Below are 18,527 nucleotides of genomic sequence, written 5' to 3' on the forward strand. Positions count from 1 at the left end.
AGGCCACTGCGATGAACACCACCGCGATGAACGCGACCACGACGAGCGCAATATCGAACGCCGACGAGCCGCTCGCTCCGCATCTGCAGCCGATCGCGCAACGCGCCTTCGCGTTCGCGCTGATGTGCATCGGCTTTTTCATGGCTACGCTGGACATCCAGATCGTCGCTTCGTCGCTGCGTGACATCGGCGGGGGGCTTTCCGCGAGCCAGGACGAACTTTCGTGGGTGCAGACCGCCTACCTGATCGCCGAGATCATGGTGATTCCCATGTCGGGCTGGCTCTCCAAGGTGTTCTCCACGCGCTGGCTCTTCGTCGCCTCCGCGGTGGGCTTCACGGTGACGAGCATGCTGTGCGGTCTCGCCTGGGACATCAACTCGATGATCGTGTTTCGCGGCCTCCAGGGGGCGCTCGGCGCGGCGATGATCCCCACCGTTTTCACCACCGCTTTCGTGCTGTTTCCGGGCAAGCAACGTCTCGTTGCGTCGACGACGATCGGCGCGCTCGCTTCGCTCGCGCCCACGCTCGGTCCCGTGATCGGCGGGTGGATCACCGATCAATGGTCGTGGCACTGGCTCTTCTATCTGAATCTCGTGCCGGGCATCGCGGTGGCGGCGCTGGTGCCGAAGTACGTGAATATCGACAAGCCTGATCTCTCCCTGCTCAAGCGTGGCGATTATCTCGGCATCGCGCTGATGTGCGGCTTTCTCGGCTGCCTCGAATACGTGCTGGAGGAAGGTCCGCGCAAGAACTGGTTCGGCGACGACGTGATCGTCGCGTGTACCTGGATTTCGGCGATCTGCGGCTTTCTCTTCATCGTGCATGCGCTCACGGCGAAGGAACCCATCGTCGATCTGCGCGCGCTGCTCGTGCGCAATTTCGGCATTGGCAGCCTGCTCTCGTTCGTAACCGGCATCGGCATTTTCGTGGCCGTCTATCTCACGCCGCTCTTTCTCGCCGAAGTGCGCGGCTACAGCTCGCTGCAAATCGGCTTGTCGCTGCTTTCGGTGGGCGTGTTCCAGTTGCTCGCGCTCGGCGTCTATGCCTTCGCCACGCGCTATTTCAGCATGCGCGCGCTGCTGCTGTTCGGCCTCGTCTGCTTTGGCCTTGGCTGCTATCTGTACGTGCCGCTCACGCACGACTGGGGCTGGCAGCAATTCCTCGTGCCGCAGGCGCTGCGCGGCATTGGCCAGCAGTTCGCCATTCCGCCCATCGTGACGATGTCGCTAGGCTCGCTGCCGCCCTCGCGGCTCAGGTCGGCCAGCGGCCTCTTCAACCTCATGCGCAATCTGGGCGGCGCGATCGGCATTGCGGTGAGCGCGACGATGCTCAACGACCGGCTCAACTTCCACTATCTGCGCCTGAACGAAAGCGTGACCCAAGGCGTGCCGCAGGTGCAGTTGCTGCTCGCGGGCCGCACCGCGTACTGGTCGTCAGTGGCGGGCAACGCGGTCGATGCCGCCGAAGCCGGGCTCGCGCAACTGCATGCGCTGGTGCTGCGCGAGGCGCTCGTGATGACGTTTTCCGACACGTTCTACCTGCTCTCGCTTTGCTTCGTGGTCGCCATTGCGTGCGTGGCGTTTTCGAAACCGATCTCGCTCGGCGGCCCGCCGCCCGACGCACATTGAGGTGCTTCATGCAAACCCCGCACACCCCTGAACGCTCGTCGAACCCCATGCGCCTCGTACTCTCGATGCTTTCTGCCGCCGTGCTGGCGGCCTGCGCGGTGCAGCCCGCGCAGCACCCGGATCTGCCCGCCACGGTCCACGAAACGGCGCCAGCGGCGTGGCGCATCGACGCGCCGCGCAACGCCATCGAAGCGCGCGCCTGGTGGGCGCAGTTCGGCGATCCGACGCTCGACGCGCTGCTCGCCACGGTGCTCGAAGGCAACCTCGATCTGCAGGCCGCCGCCGAGCGCGTGAAGCAGGCGCAATCGATCACCACGCAAAAGCATGCGGCGTTGCTGCCGCAACTCGATTTCACGGCACAAGCCACCTACAGGCGGCAGAACACGCCGCCGCCGCTCGGCTACGTGAAGGAAGCAGGCGCGGGGCTCGCGCTGAGCTGGTCGCCGGACGTGTTCGGCGGCGAGCGGCTCGACCTGCTGGCGGCGCAGGCGAACCTCGTCGGCCAGAAGCATGCGCTCGATGCGGTGCGCCTCGCGCTGGCCGCGGATACGGCCTCGGCGTATGTCGATCTGCGCTATGCCCAGGCGGAACTGAAGATCCTTCAGGACAACCTGGAGATTCGCAAGCGCACCTTACTGCTCACGCAAGACCGCCTGAAATACGGTCTTTCCACGCAACTCGACGTGGCGCGCGCCCAAACACAGCTGAGCGAACTGCAAGCGCGCATCCCGCGTGCGCAGTCGAGCATCGATCATCAGTTGAATCTGATCGCGGTATACACCGGGCGCACGCCGGAGAACGTCGCCCAGCTCGCGCTCGCGCAGGCCGCGCCCATTCCCGGCGTGCCTGCGAGCGTGCCGCAGACGCTGCCCTCGGAAGCGCTGCTGCGCCGCCCCGACGTGCAGGCCGCTTACGCCACTGTCCAGCAGCGCGCGGCGGAAGTGGGCGTGGCGCGCGCGGAGCGCTATCCGAAGTTCACGCTCAATCTCACGGACGGCATTCTCGCGGCGTCGTATCTCGGCATGCCCACGCTCACGGACAACCTCTTCAGCGCGGCGATCGGTGCGACGAGCCCGATCTTCAACGCGGGCCGCATCACGGCCGAGATCGACCAGAGCGAGAGCCGCATGCGCGAATCGCAGCTGAATCTTCAGCAGACGATGCTGCAGGCGTTGCGCGAAGTGGAGGACAGCCGCAGCGACCTCGTGAGCACGGCGGGGCAGACGCAGCAGCTCAACGACGCGCTGGCTTCGTCGGCGCAATCGCTCAAGCTCGCCAACCAGCTCTACAAGGGCGGGGCCACGGACTTTCTCGACGTGCTGAGCGCGCAGCAAACCTTGCTCGCCGATCAGGACCTGCTCAACGACGCGCAGCGCGAGCATGCGCTCGCGGCGGTCGCGCTCTACCGGTCGCTGGGCGGCGGATGGAGCCAGAGCGGCGACGTGGTGCTGGCGCAAGACGCGCCCGCGCATGGGGGCTGACCGCCATGCTGGAAGCGACGACCTTGGCTTCAGGCGCCCGGCGCCGTCTCGCGCGCAAGCGAGCGCCACTGCGCGGGCGTCATGCCGACATGGCGCTTAAAGCCGCGCTGGAACGCGGCGTCCGACTGGTAGCCCACGAATTCGCCGATCTCGGCCACGCTCTGGTTGCCTTGCGCGAGCATGCGGCCCGCGAGCGTCATGCGGATATCGGTGAGCACTTCGGCGGCGGAGCGCCCGATGGCGTCGTCGAAATGCCGCGCGAAAGTGGCGCGCGACATGTGGCAAAGCTGCGCCAGCTCGGGCAGCGTCCACGGCTTGCCGGGCGCTTCGAACATGGCGTCGATGGCGGGTTGCAGGCGCGGGCGCTGCGCGAGCGCGAGCAGGCCGCGCGGCGGGGCGTCGCTGGCGCTCGCATAGCGCAGCGTGAGGCCAAAGAGCGCGCCCGAGAGATGGTTCACGAGCGACTCGCTGCCCGGCGCCGCCTCATACGCTTCGTCGCGCAGAAGCGCGATCAGGCGCACGAGCCGCTCGGGGGCTTGCGCGCCGTCGCGCGCGCTGTGTACGACGAGGCGCTCGGGCAGGTTCTCGCGCAACAGGCGTTGCGGCACGGCGGGCAGCAGGAAGCTGCCGCACAGCACGTCGGCGCTTGCGCCGTCGCCCGTATTGGTATCCAGGGCGACGCCGTTCTCCATGCGCCGATCGACGGCCGCAGGCGCCGCGCCGCTGCCGTCGTGCAGCACGTGCGCGCTGCCGGAAGGAAACAGCACGATGTCGCCGGCATGCAGCGCGAGGGGCGGCCCATGGGCGTCTTCCACGATCGCGCGCCCCTCGAGCAGCACGTGGTAGCGGATCTCGCGCGGCCCCGTGCCGGGCTGGTCGATGCGCCAGGGCGCGCCGAAATGGCAGCGCACGTCGAGGCGCCCGGCAACGGGCATCAGCGCGAGAAGACGACTCAGCAGATCCATGATGGGCAGGTGAGACGATCGAGCATGAAGACGCGCCATTCTGGCATTAAAAGCGCAGCGATGCGCGACTAGACTGCGTCCATGCCATCGACGATGGCACCGCGATGCCGACACCCATACGCGAACCCACGCAACGTTCAAAGGAGCAGAACATGTCCCGTCTTTCCGCCATCAAGCCTGAAGCCGCCACCGGCGCCGCCGCCGAGATCTTCGCGAAGATCCACAAGGCCGTGGGCAAGGTCCCCAACGCGTACGCCACCATCGGCACGCATAGCCCCGAAGCGCTCGGCGCGTTGCTTTCCGTCGAGGCCGTGATCGGCGCGGGCACACTTTCGAAGTCCGACCTCGAAGCGATCAAGCTCGCGGTGAGCGAAGCGGCCGGCTGTGACTACTGTGTTGCCGCGCACACCCTGATGGGCAAGTTCGCGGGCCTGACGCCGGAAGCCATGAAGGCGGTTCGCGCGGGCGAGCCGAGCGGCGATGCGAAGCGCGACGCGCTCGTGCGTTTCGTGCGCGTGCTCGTGACCACGCAGGGCACGCTGCTGGAAGGGGAGGTGAACGCGATTCGCGAGGCGGGCTACACGGAACGCCAGATCGTCGAAATCGCGCTCGCGGTGACGTCGATCACGTTCACGAATCTCGTGAACCGCATCAACGACACGGAAGTCGATTTCCCGGCCGCCCCGGCAATTTGATGGTTTTTCAACGCGCCCGGCGTGCGCCGACGACATCGATCGTGCCAGCGCACGCGAGCGCCTCTTCCACAAAACCGGTTGAAAGTGTGCATATGCATACATAGAATCGAATCGTGGACATCAAAGGAGAAGTGACGATGACTAAACTGAGCACGCGCGAAATCGTTCTATGCCAGCCGGTGCGCACGGCGATCGGCGGTTACAACGGCGGGTTCAAGGGCATTCCCGCCACGGAGCTTGGCGCGGCGGCGGTGCGCGAAACGCTCGCGCGCGCGAAGCTCGATCCGGCCCGGCTCGGCTCCGTGGTGCTCGGCAACGTGATCCAGGCGGGCAACAAGATGAATCCCGCGCGCCAGGCGGAACTGGGCGGCGGCGTGCCGGTGCAGGTGCCCGCGCTCACCGTCAATCGCGTGTGCGGCTCGGGCGCGCAGGCGGTCGCGAGCGCGGCGCAGGAAGTGATGCTGGGCCTCGCCGACGTCGCGCTCGCGGGCGGCATGGAGAACATGGACCGCGCGCCTTACCTGCTGGACGGCGGCCGCTGGGGCTACCGCATGGGCAACGCCGAGATTCACGACAGCATGCTGCGTGACGGTCTCGTCGATGCCTTTTCGGGCCAGCATTCGGGCTGGCATACCGAAGACCTCGTGACGCAGGCCGCGCTCACGCGCGAGGAGCAGGACAGCTGGGCCGCGCGTTCGCAGCAGCGCTTTGCGGCCGCGCAAGCGGCGGGGCGTTTCAAGGAAGAAATCGTCGCGGTGGAGGTGAAGGGCAAGAAGGGCATGGAGCGCATCGACACCGACGAAGCGCCGCGCCCCGACACGACGCTCGAAGGGCTCGCCAGGCTGCGTCCCGCGTTTCGCCCGGACGGCACGATCACGGCGGGCAATGCGCCGGGCCTGAACAGCGCGGCGAGCGCGATGCTCGTGGCCGAGCGCGGCTTCGCCGAAGCCGAGGGCCTGGCGCCGATGGTGAAGCTCGTGGCGTGGGGCGTGGCGGCCGTGGAGCCGGGCCTGTTCGGCCTCGGTCCCGTGCCCGCCGTGCAGCTCGCGTTGCGGCGCGCGGGCTGGTCCCTCGGCGACGTGGATCGCTTCGAGATCAACGAGGCCTTCGCGGCGGTGCCCCTCGCGGTCATGAAGCAACTGGGCATCCCCGACGACATCGTGAACGTGGAGGGCGGCGCGATCGCGCATGGCCATCCGATCGGCGCGACGGGCGCGATCCTGACGACGCGCCTTGCGTGGTCGATGCAGCGCGACGGGCTGCGCCGCGGCGTCGTGACGCTTTGCATCGGCGGCGGCCAGGGTATCGCGCTCGCCCTCGAGAAAGTATGATGCGCGAGCCGCCTCTGGCGGCTCGAACGAGGAGCGAAGCGGAAATGACGACGATGACGAAGCGCATAACGCGCGAGGAATGCAACTGTTTTGCGCTGCGCCAGGCGGCGCGCTTCGTCACGCAGCTCTACGAGCGCCACCTTTCGCAGGCCGACGTGACCGCCGCGCAGTTCACGATCCTCTCGCGCCTCGCGAACCGGCCCGACGCCACGGCCGCCGAACTCTCCGACGACCTCGTGATGGACCGCACCACGCTCGTGCGTGCGTTGCAGCCGCTGCAGCGCGATGGCCTCGTGCTCACGGCGGCGGCCGAACACGACACGCGCACGCTCGTTTACCGGCTGTCGGCGGCGGGCGCGCGCCGCTACGAGAAGGCGCATGCGCTGTGGCTCGACGCGCAGGCCGAGTTCGAGCAGCACATGAAGCGCGACCGCGCGAAGGCGCTGCGCGCCGAACTGTTCGCGCTCACGAAGGCCGCAGGCGGCTGAAGCCGGCCACCAGACGACCTGCGTCCATCGGGCGTTCACCAGTCCACCACAGAAGCTCACCACACAAGCTCCCTACAGAAGCTCACCAGACAAGGCGGCCAGATCAGTCATCAGATCTGTCGCGAAAATGGCATCATGGGATCTCCAGCAGTCTGACTGAATGCCGCCCCATGAGACGACATCGACCGCCGCCGCCCAATTTCCTGCGAGACCACGCGCACCCGGCCTGGCGCGATATCGTCATGACTGCGCTGCCGGTGGCGGCGTTCTGCGCGGCGGTCATCGGCGTGGTGTTCTGGCTCGTCGACCCGGCGCCGCCCCATACGATCACGATCAGCGCCGGGCCCGCCGACAGCTCGTTCATGCAAATGGCCGAGGCCTACCGCACGATCCTCGCGCGCAACGGCGTGAAGCTCAGGATCCTCGAATCGGACGGCTCGGTGCAGAACCTGCAGCGCCTGCTCGATCCCAAGGAACACGTGGACCTCGCGTTCGTGCAGGGCGGCGTGGCCGAGGGCATGGACACGCGCTCGCTCATGTCGCTCGGCAGCGTGGCCTATGTGCCCATCGTCGTGTTCTATCACGGCTCGGGTCTCACGCGGCTTGCCCAGCTCGACGGCATGCGCATCGCCATTGGGCGCGTCGGCAGCGGCACGCGCGAACTCGCGCTCAAGCTGCTCGCGGCGAACGGCCTCGACCCGGGCGGCGACTCCACCTTCCTCCCGCTCGACGGCATGGAAGCCGCCACGGCGCTCGTCTCAGGCAGGGTGGAAGCCGCCATGCTGAGCGGCGACTCCACGACGCGCGGGCTGATGCTGCGTCTGCTCGACATCCCCGGCATCTCGGTGATGAGCTTCGATGAAGCGTCCGCCTATACACGGCTCTTTCCCTTTCTCGAGAACATCGACCTGCCGCCCGGCGTGCTCGACCTGCGCCGGCGCCAGCCGCCCGAAACGGTGCATCTGATCGGTCCGACCGTGCAACTGGTGGCGCGCGACACGCTGCATCCGGCGCTTTCCGATTTGCTCATCGAGGCGGCGGGCGAGGTGAACGGCAAGCCCGGACTCATGCAGCGCGAGGGCGAGTTTCCGAGCCCGGCCGTGCACGACTTTCGCATCAGCGAGGACGCCACGCGCTACTACAAGTCGGGCAAGAGCTTTCTTTATCGCGCGCTGCCGTTCTGGCTCGCGAGCGTGACGGACCGCCTTCTCGTGCTGCTGTTGCCGCTGGCGGTGCTGGTAATTCCGGCATTGCGCGCCATACCCGCGCTGTATCGATGGCGCGTGCGTTCGCGCATCTATCGCTACTACGGCGCGCTCATCGCCATCGAGCGCGACGCGCTCAAGCACAAGAGCGAAGAACAGCGGCGCGCACTCCTCGAAGAGCTCGACGAGATCGAACGCTCGCTCAACACCTTGCGCATGCCGCTCGCCTATGCCGATGCGTTCTACGTGCTGCGCGAGCACGTGGGATTCGTGCGCATGCATTTGAGCGCGAACCCTTCGCACGTACCCTGACCGTCGTCAATGACCTCCGTTGTTATCTAACGAACGCGTCACACCTTATTCGGGCACAATCAGGCCACGGCGACGGGGCTGTCTCGCCCGAAGCGGGCTTCGCCAACGGACGCGGAGAGGTCGGGCATGGGATTTGCTGCGACTTCCCCGCACTCTCACTCGTGTGGAGATAACCAAATGCAACGACGCAACTTCATGCTTACGGCAGCGGTGACCCTCGCCTCGGGCGGTCTCACGCTCGCAGGCTGCAGCACGACGACAAGTTCCAAACCGACGGCCGCGACGAATATGTCCAAGCGGCAGTCGATCGACGCGTCGGTGGACGGCACGCTGTCGCGGCTCTTCTCGACCGTGAAGGGCTCGCACGAACTCATCGCGAAGTCGCGCGGCGTGCTGGTGTTCCCGGAGGTGCTCCAGGCCGGCTTCATCGTCGGCGGCCAGTATGGCGAGGGCGCGCTGCGCGTGGGAGGCGCAACGGTGGGCTACTACAGCACCGTCTCCGGCTCGCTCGGGCTGACGGCCGGCGCCCAGTCGAAGGCGCTGATTTTCGCCTTCATGACGCAGGACTCGCTCGACAAATTCCGCGCGACGGATGGCTGGGCGGCAGGCGCCGACGCTTCGGTCGCGCTCGTGACCGTGGGCGCGAACGGCGTGGTCGACACCAATACGGCCACGCACCCGGTGGAAGTCTTCGTGCTCACCAACGCGGGGCTGATGGCCGATGTTTCGCTGGAGGGCACCAAGGTCTCGCGCCTGAACATCTAGGCCACCGACGGCGTTCGGAGTCAAAAGCGCCGGATCGCGCCGGTTCGTGTAGAAAGGGCAAGGCGCAACGCCTTGCCCTTTGCCGAAAGCCGTACTGCAAGGCCCCGTTCGAAGCTGCCCACGACGCGACGACGCGCCGGGCCTCGCCTGCCAAGCCTCTCCATCAAGTGCTTTTATCGGGTCCGTGCCGGATATCGAAGGCCTGCCTCGCTTTCTCGATCGCGGGAAGATGCTCGAACGCCCACATGCCAAGCGCTTCGACAGGCGACCTCAATGACTGACCCAGTTCAGTCAGCGAATAATCGACCCTCGGCGGCACGGTTTCGAATACGGTGCGCGTAATCATTCCGTCACGCTCCAGTCCGCGCAAAGTTAGCGTCAGCATGCGCTGCGAGATGCCGCCGATCGCTCTTTTCAACTCATTGAAGCGACGAGGCCCGTCAGCCAGCTGCATGACGACGAGCACGCTCCACTTGTCGCCGATACGCGAGAGCACCGCGCCCACTGCCTGGCAATCCGAACTTTCCAGCGAGCCCGCGTGCTGCTGAGTCAGCGCCGGCAGGGATCTGCCACGCTGCGTGGCCTGCTTTGCGGCTGGCTGCTTGCCCGAGCGAATTTTCCGGGTCGGTAACATTCATGTGCCTTCTTGTCAGTGTCCTGCCCAGTACTGTACCGTTACCAGGTTACCAAAAGTGACCAACACGTGTACAGAGCGCCGCCTTGCAGTCGGCGCGCGTGCCCATTGGCAATAGAGGATCTCCCATGTCGCTTTCTTCCAGAACCGTTGTCATCTTCGGCGGCGGGGTCGCTGGCGCGACGCTGGCTCGCCGGCTTGGCCGGGATTATCAGGTTACGCTCGTGGACCCGCTCGACTACTTCGAAGTGCCCATGTCGGCGCCGCGCAGCCTCGTTGCCCCGGACTTCGCCGAGCCGGCGACCATCCCGTTTTCGGCTGCGCTGCCGACGGTCAGGCATGTTCGCGGGCGGCTGATCGAGTGGTCCCCTGATGGCGCAAAAGTGCAAGAGCTGGATGGCCGCACGTCGGTATTGTCGGGCGACGTGAGCGTTCTGGCGACCGGCAGCCGCTTTTCGAATCCGCTGATGCGCTCTGAAGGGGGCACGCTCGATGAGCGCAAGGCCTTCTATCGCCGCTTCCATCTCCGCCTGCTGCAGGCACGTAACGTCTTGATCGTCGGCGGTGGCCCGATCGGGATCGAGGTCGCGGGGGAAATCAGCGAGACGTTTCCTGACAAACGGCTAACCGTGCTGGAGGCAGGGCCGCGAATTCTTGGGGGGACCTCGCCGAAGCTGGCCGCGCACGCGCAACGGGTGTTGGCCGGACGAGGCGTAGCGGTCATCGTCAATGAGCGCCTGGTGGGACGCCAGCCTGCCGACGACTTGTTCGGTCCTGGGGGAGAAGCCACAACCGATCGCGGTCGCACGCTTTCCTATGATCTTCTCTTGTGGTGCATCGGCGGGCAGCCCAACACTGCGTTTATGCGGGCGCAGCATCCCGAATTGCTGGATTCCGCGGGACGAATCAAGGTCGATCGGTCCTTGCGCGTTAGCGGGCAAAGCAGCGTGTTCGCTATCGGCGATATCACCGACCTTGCGGAAAACAAGATGGCCTGGCACGTGCAAGGTCAGGTCAAAGTGGCTGAAGCCAACATCCGGTCGGTGCTCGAAGGGCGTTCGGATCGGCTCAAGCAGTACAAGCCGAAAACAAACGATCCCACGATGGTCGTCACGCTCGGAAGCCGGGCGGGCGTGGCGCATTTGCCGGGACTGGGATTGGTCACGGCCGGATGGCTCAACCGGTTGGCCAAATCCGCGCATATGCTGGTACCTAAGTTTCGTAAGGCGCTGGGTGTGCCGAAAGCCGATGTTCTCACGCACGAGACCGGCAACGGGCAGGCGGCCGCGGCAGGAGACAGGTGAACCGTGTTGCTGATCGATCGAGTCGAAACAGCAGGCGCGAGGCAAGTGCGTGGCCGCAACCATGCCGCACGCCTTGTCATCGACCCCTGCCATGTCACTGCGAACGGTCCGTTTCTATTGATGGCTGAGTGCGCCGATCGATGAGCCCGTCGCCTTCGGCGGCCCGTTCGTGATGAATACCGATAGCGAAATAGCCGAAGCGTTCGCTGACCTTCAGGCAGGGCGCCTGGTCTAGTTGGGCTGGGCTTCCAGGGTTCGGGATCGAAGCAGTGCGAGGCGACTCCGTGCTCGTCGACCTCTGATGCCGTGCGACCCCGTTGCGCCCTGTTGCCTTCGCCGAGTATCGCGCCGCCAGGTCTCTCGCCAGCGCGCCCGCAAGCGTTCTTCAATATTCGTGAGCTGTTCTATGCGCCGGCGGCCGGCCGTGCGCGCCATTGCCATCACCTGGCCGGGTCGGTTCCCGTTCCGGGCCTGAATTACGGGCTCCTCTCAAGTTTTTCGCCGTATGGCCGATAGCAAGCTGACCACCCAAAAGTGGCCGCTTACGATGCGGCTTTGAAAATCGAACTGCGAAAACGGCCTGCAACGGCTTAGGAGCGCAGCGGGTATCGAGCCGAGACGATAGTTGTGCAACATAGCATCATCAGGAAGAGCCAATAGCCAGAACGCACCGCACGGGGAAAGCAGGTGAGCAGAAAATATAACGTGCTGTTTCTCTGCCGGGAGAATTCAGCACGTAGCATCATGGCTGAGGCGTTTTTGCGCGAGCTTGCGGGCGATCGCTTCAACGCATTCAGTGCCGGCGACAGGCCCGATGAGCGAGTGCATCCGTTGGCGGTTGCCCAGCTTCGACATGGCGTGTCCCATCTGAATGTGCTCGGCCCGAAAAGCTGGCTTGAATTTACCGGGAAGTGGGCTCCTCAGATGGACATCATCGTCGCACTCGATCACCGTCTCGACGAGTACCATGCGCCAGCCTTCCCCGGTACTCCCTTGTTCTGCAAATGGGACTTCCCCGATCCGCTCGCCGAAGGCATGAGTCAGGCCGAGCGTGAGCGCTCGTTCGAGCAGGTGTTCTGGCAGATACTCCGCCGCGTGAGCTTGTTCGCGGAGCTTCCCCGTTATGTCCCGGATGTCCCGGATGTTCCGGCGGCAACCCACCCCGAGTGTTATCAGGTTTGAACGACCGCTCTGGCGCTCCCCGCGCGTATCGAGAGCGAGTGCCACCCGAACCCGCGTAGCCCTCGGCGTCATGGATTCTCCCTATGCGGCGGCGCCCGCCGTTTGCCGATAGCCGAAACGAGGTGCGAAGTTGCGACGCGCCGCGCAGGCCGGGCCGCGTAGGTCGGGCCGCGTAGGTCGCGCCGCGCCGGTTCGCATCGGCTGAAGAACAAAAACGCTACGGAGACGTCATGCTCGGAAACATCACCATTCGCCGTGGGCTTACGCTCGTCATCGGCATCTTCGTCGCGTTTCTGCTGACGGTGATCGGCGTGTCGTATGGTGCGCTCAAGCTCACCAACGACAGCCTGCACGACGCCCAGCGCGGCGCGCAGTCGATCGATGCGCTCAAGTCCAGCTCCGAGCGGCTGCTCCAGGTGCGCCTGGCGCTCGGCGGCTACGAGACACTCTTCAGCGTCGGCAAATCCACCGACGGCTTGCTCGAAGCCGCGCACAAGGTGCTCGTGGATTCGAACAAGGAGTTCGCGCGTTACAGCGCCGGTCCATTCGACGATCCCGAAGAGGCGCGCCTCGCGCAGGCCGTGAGCAGCGCCCGCGAAGCGCTCGTATCGCAGGCGATCGAGCCCGAGTACAAGGCGCTCGTCGACAACGACTTCAACACCTTCCGCACGATCCAGGGCGAAACCGCCGACCGCTACTACGGTGTCTACGCGAAGGCGATCGACGCGCTCGAGGCCTGGCAGGGCGCGCGTCAGCAGCGCGACGCCGACACCGCCACGCAGCGCTTTCGCCTTTCGCTCATCGTGTTCGGCGTGATCGCCGTGGTGGGCGTGGCGATCGGCGTGATCGCGCGCGTGGGGCTTGCCGCGGCCGTGGTCAAGCCGGTCAACCATGCGATTCGCCACTTCGAGCGCATTGCCGCGGGAGACCTGACCGTGGAGGTGAAGGTGCGCTCGAACAACGAAATGGGCCAGCTGCTGGGCGCGCTGCAAACGATGCGCGACGGCCTCGTGAACACCGTCGCGCGCGTGCGCGGCAGCACGCACGAAATCACGCAGGGCGCGAAACAGATCGCCTCGGGCAACGTCGATCTCTCGGACCGCACGGCGCAACAGGCTGCGGCGCTGGAGGAAACGGCGGCGAGCATCGAGGAGCTGTCGGCGGCGGTGCGCCAGAACACGGATGGCGCGAAGGAGGCCAGCGGACTCGCCCAGACCGCGCTCGAAACGGTCACGCGCGGCGCCGACGTCGTGGCCCGCGTGAACGCGACGATGAGCGACATCACGGCCTCGTCGCAGAAGGTGGAGGAGATCACCGGCATCATCGAGGGCATTGCCTTCCAGACCAACATCCTCGCGCTCAACGCGGCCGTGGAGGCGGCCCGCGCGGGCGAACAGGGGCGCGGCTTCGCGGTGGTGGCGAGCGAGGTGCGCAGCCTCGCGCAGCGCTCGGGCACGGCGGCCAAGGAGATCAAGGAGTTGATCGCCGCCTCGGCGGCGACGGTTGGCGCGGGAGCCCGCCTCGTGGAGGACGCGCGCCGCACGATGGACGAGGCGCGCAGTGCCGTGGCGCGCGTGAGCGGGATCATGAGCGATATCGAGACCGCCACGCACGAGCAGAGCGACGGCATCGAGCAGGTGAACCGCGCGATCGCGCAGATCGACGAGGTCACGCAGCGCAACGCGGCGCTCGTGGAGGAAGCGGCGGCGGCTGCGCAATCGCTCGAATCGCAGGCCGATGTGCTGCGCGACGCCGTGGCGGTGTTCAACCTCGGCAGCGCGGGGCAGGCGGCCGGGCGTGCTGCGCATACCGTTGCCGGCGCGAAGGCCGTCCGCGCGAGCGCACCGGCGCTGGCCTGAGCCGCGCGGCTCTCGCCGTTTCATCTCGTTGCGAACACAACTTTCCTTTCGCCAGCCGCTCGCCGACTGCCAGGACGCGCCAGCGCAACGCAAGCGAACGCACCAAAAGAAAATGACGCAGACCCGCGAGGGAATGCGTCATTCACAAGTTGCTGCAGGGTACCACTTCTTTACTGCGTATTCACTGAATATTCGTTGGTAGGCTCGATTGGATTCGAACCAACGACCCCCACCATGTCAAGGTGGTGCTCTAACCAACTGAGCTACGAGCCTGTCGAGGCGCGAATTATAGAGACACTCGCGCGCGCTTGCAAGCGCTTTTGCGCAATCCGGTGAAACGGCGTGCTTGCGGGCGCGCCGCTAGGCAAATTCGCGGGCGAGATTGCGCAGATTCTGCGCAGGATCGGCAAGCGTTTCGCGTGCAATGCGCGCGCGTTTGCCGATCAATGCCTTCAGGCTGCGCATGTCGCGGCCTTGATTGACCGTGATCGCGCCCACGAGCGCGCCTTCGCCATCGAGACCGAAAAGCACGCAGGGCGGCGCTTCCAGCGAGCCGCGCGCGAGCCACTCGGGCGCGGCCATGTCGCCCGCGAACTGGATGTTGAGACCGCATTGGTCGGTCCAGAACCAGTCGGCTTCGTGGGCTTCTGCGGCGACGCCGAGCATCGTGCGCGCCGCTGTCTGCGCCTGGCGATTTGCGTTTTCCCAAGTTTCGCGGCGCCGCGGGCGGCCGCTCGCAGCATCTCGCTGGCTGGCGGCGTCGCCGGCCGCGTAGATGTGCGCGTGCGAAGTGCGGCACAGCGCGTCGATCACGATGCCGTTGTCCACGTGCAGGCCCGCCGCGCGGGCGAGCGTGGTTTCCGGCTCGACGCCGATGCCGTAGATCACCGCGTCGCCAGCGAGGCGCGTGCCGTCTTCGAGCGTCAGCACGATCTCGCCGTTTTCGCGCGTGGCCGACGCGAGCGGCGAGCCCAGATGCAGCGCCACCCCGCGCGCGCGATGCACGTCACATAGGTGCGCGGTTAGCAAAGGCGGGGCGCAGCGTGCCATGGCGCGCTCTGCCTGCTCGATCACCGTGACCTGCGCGCCGAGATCGACCGCACTCGAAGCCAGTTCGAGGCCGATCACGCCCGCGCCCACCAGCAGCACGCGCTTTCCCTCTTGCAGCACGGACTGAAGTCGCTGAGCGTCGTCCAGCGTGCGCAGCGTGTGGACGCATTCGTGGGGACCGCCAAGTGCATCGAGCATCGGCAGGCGGCGCACGCGTGCGCCCGTGGCGAGCAGCAGTTCATCGAAGGCAATCGATTCGCCGTTTGCGAGCGTGACGGAGCGCGCCTGGGCGTCGAGCGCCGTTACGGCCACGCCGAGCTTCAGCTCGATGTTGTGCTCCGCGTAGAAGCCTTCGCCGTGAATGGCCCAGCGCGCCGTTTGCGGATGGAGCAGCACGTCTTTGGAAAGGGGCGGCCTTTCATAGGGCGCGTGCGCTTCTTCGCCGATCAGGACGACGCGGCCCGCGTAGCCTTGCTGGCGCAGTTCGGCGGCGGCGAGCGCGCCGGCCTGGCCCGCGCCGACGATGACAATGGTCCCGGCATTCATGATGCTTTCCCGTTATAGATGCAAGCCACCGGCCGCGTGACGGATGCCGCGAATGCCGAGCCCGGCGTCCGCGTTGATCATCACGCCGCTCAGCACGCGATTGTTGGCGCGCGAGGCGAGCATCACGTAGGGCCCAGTGAAATCGGCCGGCTGGGGGAAGAACTGCAGCGGCAGGATGCCGGCGATCGCTTCGGGCGAGCGCGAGTCCATGATGCGCAGATCCTGCTGGCCGAGCGATACGGGGCCGCGCAGGTCGCTCGCCATCCCGCAAGGTCCGACGCCGTTCACGCGCACCTTCGGCGCGAGTTCGTAGGCGAGCTGGCGGATGATGCCCACGGCTGCATGCTTGCTCGCCGTGTACAAAGGACCGCCGCCGCCCGGATAGAACGACGAATTCGAGAGCGTGAAGATCATGCTGCCTTCGCTCGCGATGAGCGCGCGCGCGGCCGCCTTCGCGCCGAGCAAATATCCCTTTACGTTGATCGAGAAAAGCTCGTCATAGCCGCTGTCGAGCTGCTCGGGCGTGAGATCGACGAGGCTCGACGCGTGATCCCAGATCGCCGCGTTGCCGACGAAGGTATCGAGCTTGCCGAATGCCTCGACGGCGGCGCTCACGGCCCGTTCGTTATCGGCGTACGAGGTGACGTCGCCCTGCACGGCGACCACGCGTTGTGCGTCGAAGCGTTCGCGCAGCGCGGCGACTTTCTCCGCCGAGCGTTCGAGCACGGCCACGCGCGCGCCTTCGTCGAGAAAGCGTTCGACGAGCGCGAGACCGAGTCCCGAACCGCCGCCCGTGATGAGCGCGACTTCATCGTCGAGCCAACCCCTGGACTGAGCCATCACGCGGCCTCCGGCACGTCGACGTACACCGCGCCGTCCATGAGCGCGACCGGGAATGTCTTGAGGGGCTCGGCCGCGGGCTGGCACAGCGCCGCGCCGGTCTTGAGGCAGAAGCGCGCGGCATGAAGGGGACATTCCACGGTGCCGTCGTCCTCGATATATCCTTCGGACATCGAAGCATTACCATGCGAGCATCGATCGTTCAGTGCGAAAATCTCGCCGTTCACCTTGAACACGGCGATCGCGGCGGACGGGCCGTCCACTTTGATCGCTTCGCCATCGGACAACGCATCGTCCTGGCAGACAAAAATACGGGTCATGATCAGAAAAGCACACTCAGGTTATGGGAAGTGAGCACCGCCTGGTCCAGCGTGATCTCGCGGCGGCACACCTGCCAGCCTTGCGGGGCTTCCACGCGGCGCACGCGGTCGATGCGGCGGCCCACGTAGAAGGTCTCGTCGCGCTCCTTCTGTGAGCGGTAGAGCAGATAGTTCACGCGTGCCTCGAATTCGTCGGGGGCTTCGGTCGTCTGCACGCGCAGGTTCGTGACCAGATGGCGCGTGCGCGAAGGCGGCTCCTCGGCCCACGCCATGCCGGTTTCGAGGCGCGCCACGCGGCGTTCGAGCTGAAAATGCGTGTCGTTGAAGATCCACGTCGTGGGCGGCTGCACGCCGCGCCGCCGGTCGCGTGTTTGCGCGTTCACCGTGGTTCGCATCGTGTAGCGGATATCCTTCGACATCAGGTCGAGCCAGGCGCGAAAGCGCCATTCGTCGAGTAGCGCCGCCTCTTCGTAGAGAAACTGCTCGATCTCGTGATGCAGTTCGAAACTTGCCCGCACCGGGGTGACCTGCGCGGCGAGTTCAGCGACTTCGCTCATTTCAGCACCTCCGCTTCGTAGCGCGCAGTGCGCTCGTTGACTTCATCCCATGTTTGCGATGCCAGCAGGTCGGCCCAGCGGCGATACATGCCGCGCGCCGCCGTTTCCGAGAAAATATAGTTCGTCATGCCAGGTATGCCGTCTTCGCGCACGCGCTCGCCGCCGAGGCCCATTTCGAGGCACAGCTTCGTCTTGCGCGCGCGGCTGCCGCGCAGCACCTTCTGCACTTCGGCCCAGTTTTCCGAGTCGTCCTGCTCGAGAAATCCCGCGGGACCGAAGGCACGCGTCGCGCTGCGCTCGAAAGCGGCCTTCACGTCGTCCGAGGCTGCCTTGTCGGCGATGCAGAACGCCCACACTTCCACCTGGTTCGGGCCGCGCGGGTGCCACACGCGCAGCGTGGCGGTGCCGTTGAGCCACGAAAGCGTGGGGAACATGTTGTTGTGACCCGCAAGCCGCATCGCGCGAACCTTGCCCAGACGCGCTTCGGCTTCGGCATAGGTATCGCGGAAGTACTGCGAGACTTCGCCGTCCACCCACACGTTCGCGTCGGGCTGCTCGGTAAAGAAGAAGCCGCTGCCGTGGCCGGCCTGACCGTACTGCAGCGCATCCTTCGCGGTCTCCCAGACGGGGCGCGCCGTCTGGCCCGCGCCGAGCGCCTTGTCCGCTGCGCCTTCCTTCGCGCCGAGCACTTCGATTGCGGAAGCGTGCGTGAAGAGCGCGTGATACTGGTCGCTCGCGAACTGCTCGGCCGGGAATTTCCAGTTGCAGTCGATCACCCACTTGTGCACGCCGCCCACGATCTCGGTGCCGCCTTCGCGGCGGTCGAGCACGCCGTCCAGATACCAGGCGATGTCGCCCATATAGGTTTCGAGGTCGGGCGCGTCGGCGTCCCAGTTGCCGAACACGAGGCCCTTGTACACGGCCACGCGCGTGACCTCCTGGAGGCCCCACTTCTCCTTGCACAGACCTTGCGGATAGGCGCGCGGCTCGAGCGGCACGTCGATGAGCGCGCCGTCCACGCCGTACGACCAGCCATGATACGGGCACGTGAACGCACGCGTGTTGCCGCAATCGGCGTGGCTCACGCGCATCGAGCGATGGCGGCACTGGTTGAGGAAGGCCTTGATCGAGCCGTCCTTCTGGCGCACCACGACGATGGGATCTTCGCCCATGTAGGTATTGAAAAAGTCGCCGGCTTTCGGTATTTGACTGACGTGAGCGAGAAAAAGCCAGCAGCGGCCGAAGATGCGCTCGAGTTCGAGCGCGTAAATCTCGGGGTCGGTATAGATCGACGACGTGACGCGGCCATTTTGCGCGTCGACGAGTGCATCGATGTCGATGATTGCGGACATGCGAGTCTCCTCC

Annotated in this window: 17 protein-coding genes, 1 tRNA gene and 1 pseudogene; 11 read left to right on the forward strand and 8 right to left on the reverse strand. The window is 65.9% G+C overall.

Annotated elements, in window-relative coordinates; translation table 11 throughout:
- Positions 1 to 26: 26 nt before the first annotated feature.
- Both BMI01S_RS00210 and BMI01S_RS00215 read left to right on the forward strand, forming a co-directional pair.
- Positions 27 to 1,628: a DHA2 family efflux MFS transporter permease subunit gene (locus BMI01S_RS00210; protein WP_042288070.1), complete on the forward strand. Its 1,602-nt coding sequence runs from the start codon at positions 27 to 29 to the stop codon at positions 1,626 to 1,628.
- A 47-nt stretch (positions 1,629 to 1,675) separates the two neighbouring features.
- On the forward strand, positions 1,676 to 3,109 hold the full coding sequence (locus BMI01S_RS00215; protein ID WP_028211172.1) for an efflux transporter outer membrane subunit: 1,434 nt from the start codon (positions 1,676 to 1,678) through the stop codon (positions 3,107 to 3,109).
- Between the two features lie 29 nt (positions 3,110 to 3,138).
- On the opposite strand, the gene BMI01S_RS00220 is transcribed toward BMI01S_RS00215, so the two are convergent.
- Positions 3,139 to 4,074 (reverse strand): AraC family transcriptional regulator, encoded by a 936-nt coding sequence (locus BMI01S_RS00220; RefSeq protein WP_028211171.1) that lies wholly within the window; start codon positions 4,072 to 4,074, stop codon positions 3,139 to 3,141.
- 152 nt (positions 4,075 to 4,226) lie between these two features.
- On the opposite strand from BMI01S_RS00220, the gene BMI01S_RS00225 reads away from it, so the two are divergent.
- The 5 genes from BMI01S_RS00225 (at position 4,227) to BMI01S_RS00245 (ending at position 8,870) form a co-directional block, all read left to right on the forward strand.
- Complete coding sequence (locus tag BMI01S_RS00225) at positions 4,227 to 4,769, forward strand: carboxymuconolactone decarboxylase family protein (protein ID WP_028229748.1); 543 nt, start codon at positions 4,227 to 4,229, stop codon at positions 4,767 to 4,769.
- 146 nt (positions 4,770 to 4,915) lie between these two features.
- Positions 4,916 to 6,100, forward strand: coding sequence for a thiolase family protein (locus tag BMI01S_RS00230; protein ID WP_028229749.1), 1,185 nt, complete (start codon positions 4,916 to 4,918; stop codon positions 6,098 to 6,100).
- A gap of 53 nt (positions 6,101 to 6,153) precedes the next feature.
- A complete protein-coding gene (locus BMI01S_RS00235; protein WP_028229750.1) occupies positions 6,154 to 6,588 on the forward strand; it encodes a MarR family winged helix-turn-helix transcriptional regulator in 435 nt (144 codons plus the stop codon).
- Between the two features lie 170 nt (positions 6,589 to 6,758).
- Entirely contained in the window at positions 6,759 to 8,105 is a 1,347-nt protein-coding gene (locus BMI01S_RS00240; RefSeq protein WP_028229751.1) for a TAXI family TRAP transporter solute-binding subunit, read from the forward strand.
- Positions 8,106 to 8,282: 177 nt separating this feature from the next.
- Positions 8,283 to 8,870, forward strand: a complete 588-nt coding sequence (locus BMI01S_RS00245) for a BPSL1445 family SYLF domain-containing lipoprotein (protein ID WP_028229752.1) — start codon at positions 8,283 to 8,285, stop codon at positions 8,868 to 8,870.
- 163 nt (positions 8,871 to 9,033) lie between these two features.
- Here the strand turns inward: BMI01S_RS00245 and BMI01S_RS00250 are convergent, their stop codons facing one another.
- Positions 9,034 to 9,375, reverse strand: a complete 342-nt coding sequence (locus BMI01S_RS00250) for a winged helix-turn-helix transcriptional regulator (RefSeq protein ID WP_306303673.1) — start codon at positions 9,373 to 9,375, stop codon at positions 9,034 to 9,036.
- A gap of 257 nt (positions 9,376 to 9,632) precedes the next feature.
- On the opposite strand from BMI01S_RS00250, the gene BMI01S_RS00255 reads away from it, so the two are divergent.
- The 4 genes and pseudogenes from BMI01S_RS00255 to BMI01S_RS00265 all read left to right on the forward strand — a co-directional run bounded on the left by BMI01S_RS00255 (position 9,633) and on the right by BMI01S_RS00265 (position 13,849).
- Positions 9,633 to 10,808, forward strand: coding sequence for an NAD(P)/FAD-dependent oxidoreductase (locus BMI01S_RS00255; protein ID WP_042287903.1), 1,176 nt, complete (start codon positions 9,633 to 9,635; stop codon positions 10,806 to 10,808).
- A 121-nt stretch (positions 10,809 to 10,929) separates the two neighbouring features.
- Positions 10,930 to 11,043, forward strand: a pseudogene (locus BMI01S_RS40550) (pirin-like C-terminal cupin domain-containing protein); the annotation flags it as partial.
- A 452-nt stretch (positions 11,044 to 11,495) separates the two neighbouring features.
- Positions 11,496 to 11,990, forward strand: a complete 495-nt coding sequence (locus BMI01S_RS38700; RefSeq protein ID WP_081715929.1) for an arsenate-mycothiol transferase ArsC — start codon at positions 11,496 to 11,498, stop codon at positions 11,988 to 11,990.
- A gap of 230 nt (positions 11,991 to 12,220) precedes the next feature.
- A complete protein-coding gene (locus tag BMI01S_RS00265; protein WP_028229753.1) occupies positions 12,221 to 13,849 on the forward strand; it encodes a methyl-accepting chemotaxis protein in 1,629 nt (542 codons plus the stop codon).
- A gap of 196 nt (positions 13,850 to 14,045) precedes the next feature.
- Here the strand turns inward: BMI01S_RS00265 and BMI01S_RS00270 are convergent.
- The 6 genes from BMI01S_RS00270 to hcaE all read right to left on the reverse strand — a co-directional run bounded on the left by BMI01S_RS00270 (position 14,046) and on the right by hcaE (position 18,514).
- A tRNA-Val gene (locus BMI01S_RS00270) sits at positions 14,046 to 14,122 on the reverse strand.
- Between the two features lie 87 nt (positions 14,123 to 14,209).
- Positions 14,210 to 15,445 (reverse strand): 3-phenylpropionate/cinnamic acid dioxygenase ferredoxin--NAD(+) reductase subunit, encoded by a 1,236-nt coding sequence (hcaD, locus tag BMI01S_RS00275; protein WP_051381251.1) that lies wholly within the window; start codon positions 15,443 to 15,445, stop codon positions 14,210 to 14,212.
- Positions 15,446 to 15,457: 12 nt separating this feature from the next.
- Positions 15,458 to 16,285, reverse strand: a complete 828-nt coding sequence (gene hcaB, locus BMI01S_RS00280; RefSeq protein ID WP_036018539.1) for a 3-phenylpropionate-dihydrodiol/cinnamic acid-dihydrodiol dehydrogenase — start codon at positions 16,283 to 16,285, stop codon at positions 15,458 to 15,460.
- The gene (gene hcaC, locus BMI01S_RS00285) at positions 16,285 to 16,605 is read right to left on the reverse strand and encodes a 3-phenylpropionate/cinnamic acid dioxygenase ferredoxin subunit (RefSeq protein ID WP_028229755.1); all 321 of its coding nucleotides are present in this window, start codon (positions 16,603 to 16,605) and stop codon (positions 16,285 to 16,287) included. The genes hcaB and hcaC overlap by 1 nt, the downstream gene beginning before the upstream one ends.
- A gap of 2 nt (positions 16,606 to 16,607) precedes the next feature.
- A complete protein-coding gene (gene hcaF, locus BMI01S_RS00290) occupies positions 16,608 to 17,162 on the reverse strand; it encodes a 3-phenylpropionate/cinnamic acid dioxygenase subunit beta (protein ID WP_036018538.1) in 555 nt (184 codons plus the stop codon).
- Positions 17,159 to 18,514 (reverse strand): 3-phenylpropionate/cinnamic acid dioxygenase subunit alpha, encoded by a 1,356-nt coding sequence (gene hcaE, locus BMI01S_RS00295; protein WP_036018536.1) that lies wholly within the window; start codon positions 18,512 to 18,514, stop codon positions 17,159 to 17,161. Before hcaE ends, hcaF begins: the two co-directional genes overlap by 4 nt.
- Between the last annotated feature and the right edge of the window lie 13 nt (positions 18,515 to 18,527).

The sequence above is a fragment of the Paraburkholderia mimosarum LMG 23256 = NBRC 106338 genome (genome assembly GCF_000739815.1).
Classification (GTDB): Bacteria; Pseudomonadota; Gammaproteobacteria; order Burkholderiales; family Burkholderiaceae; genus Paraburkholderia; species Paraburkholderia mimosarum.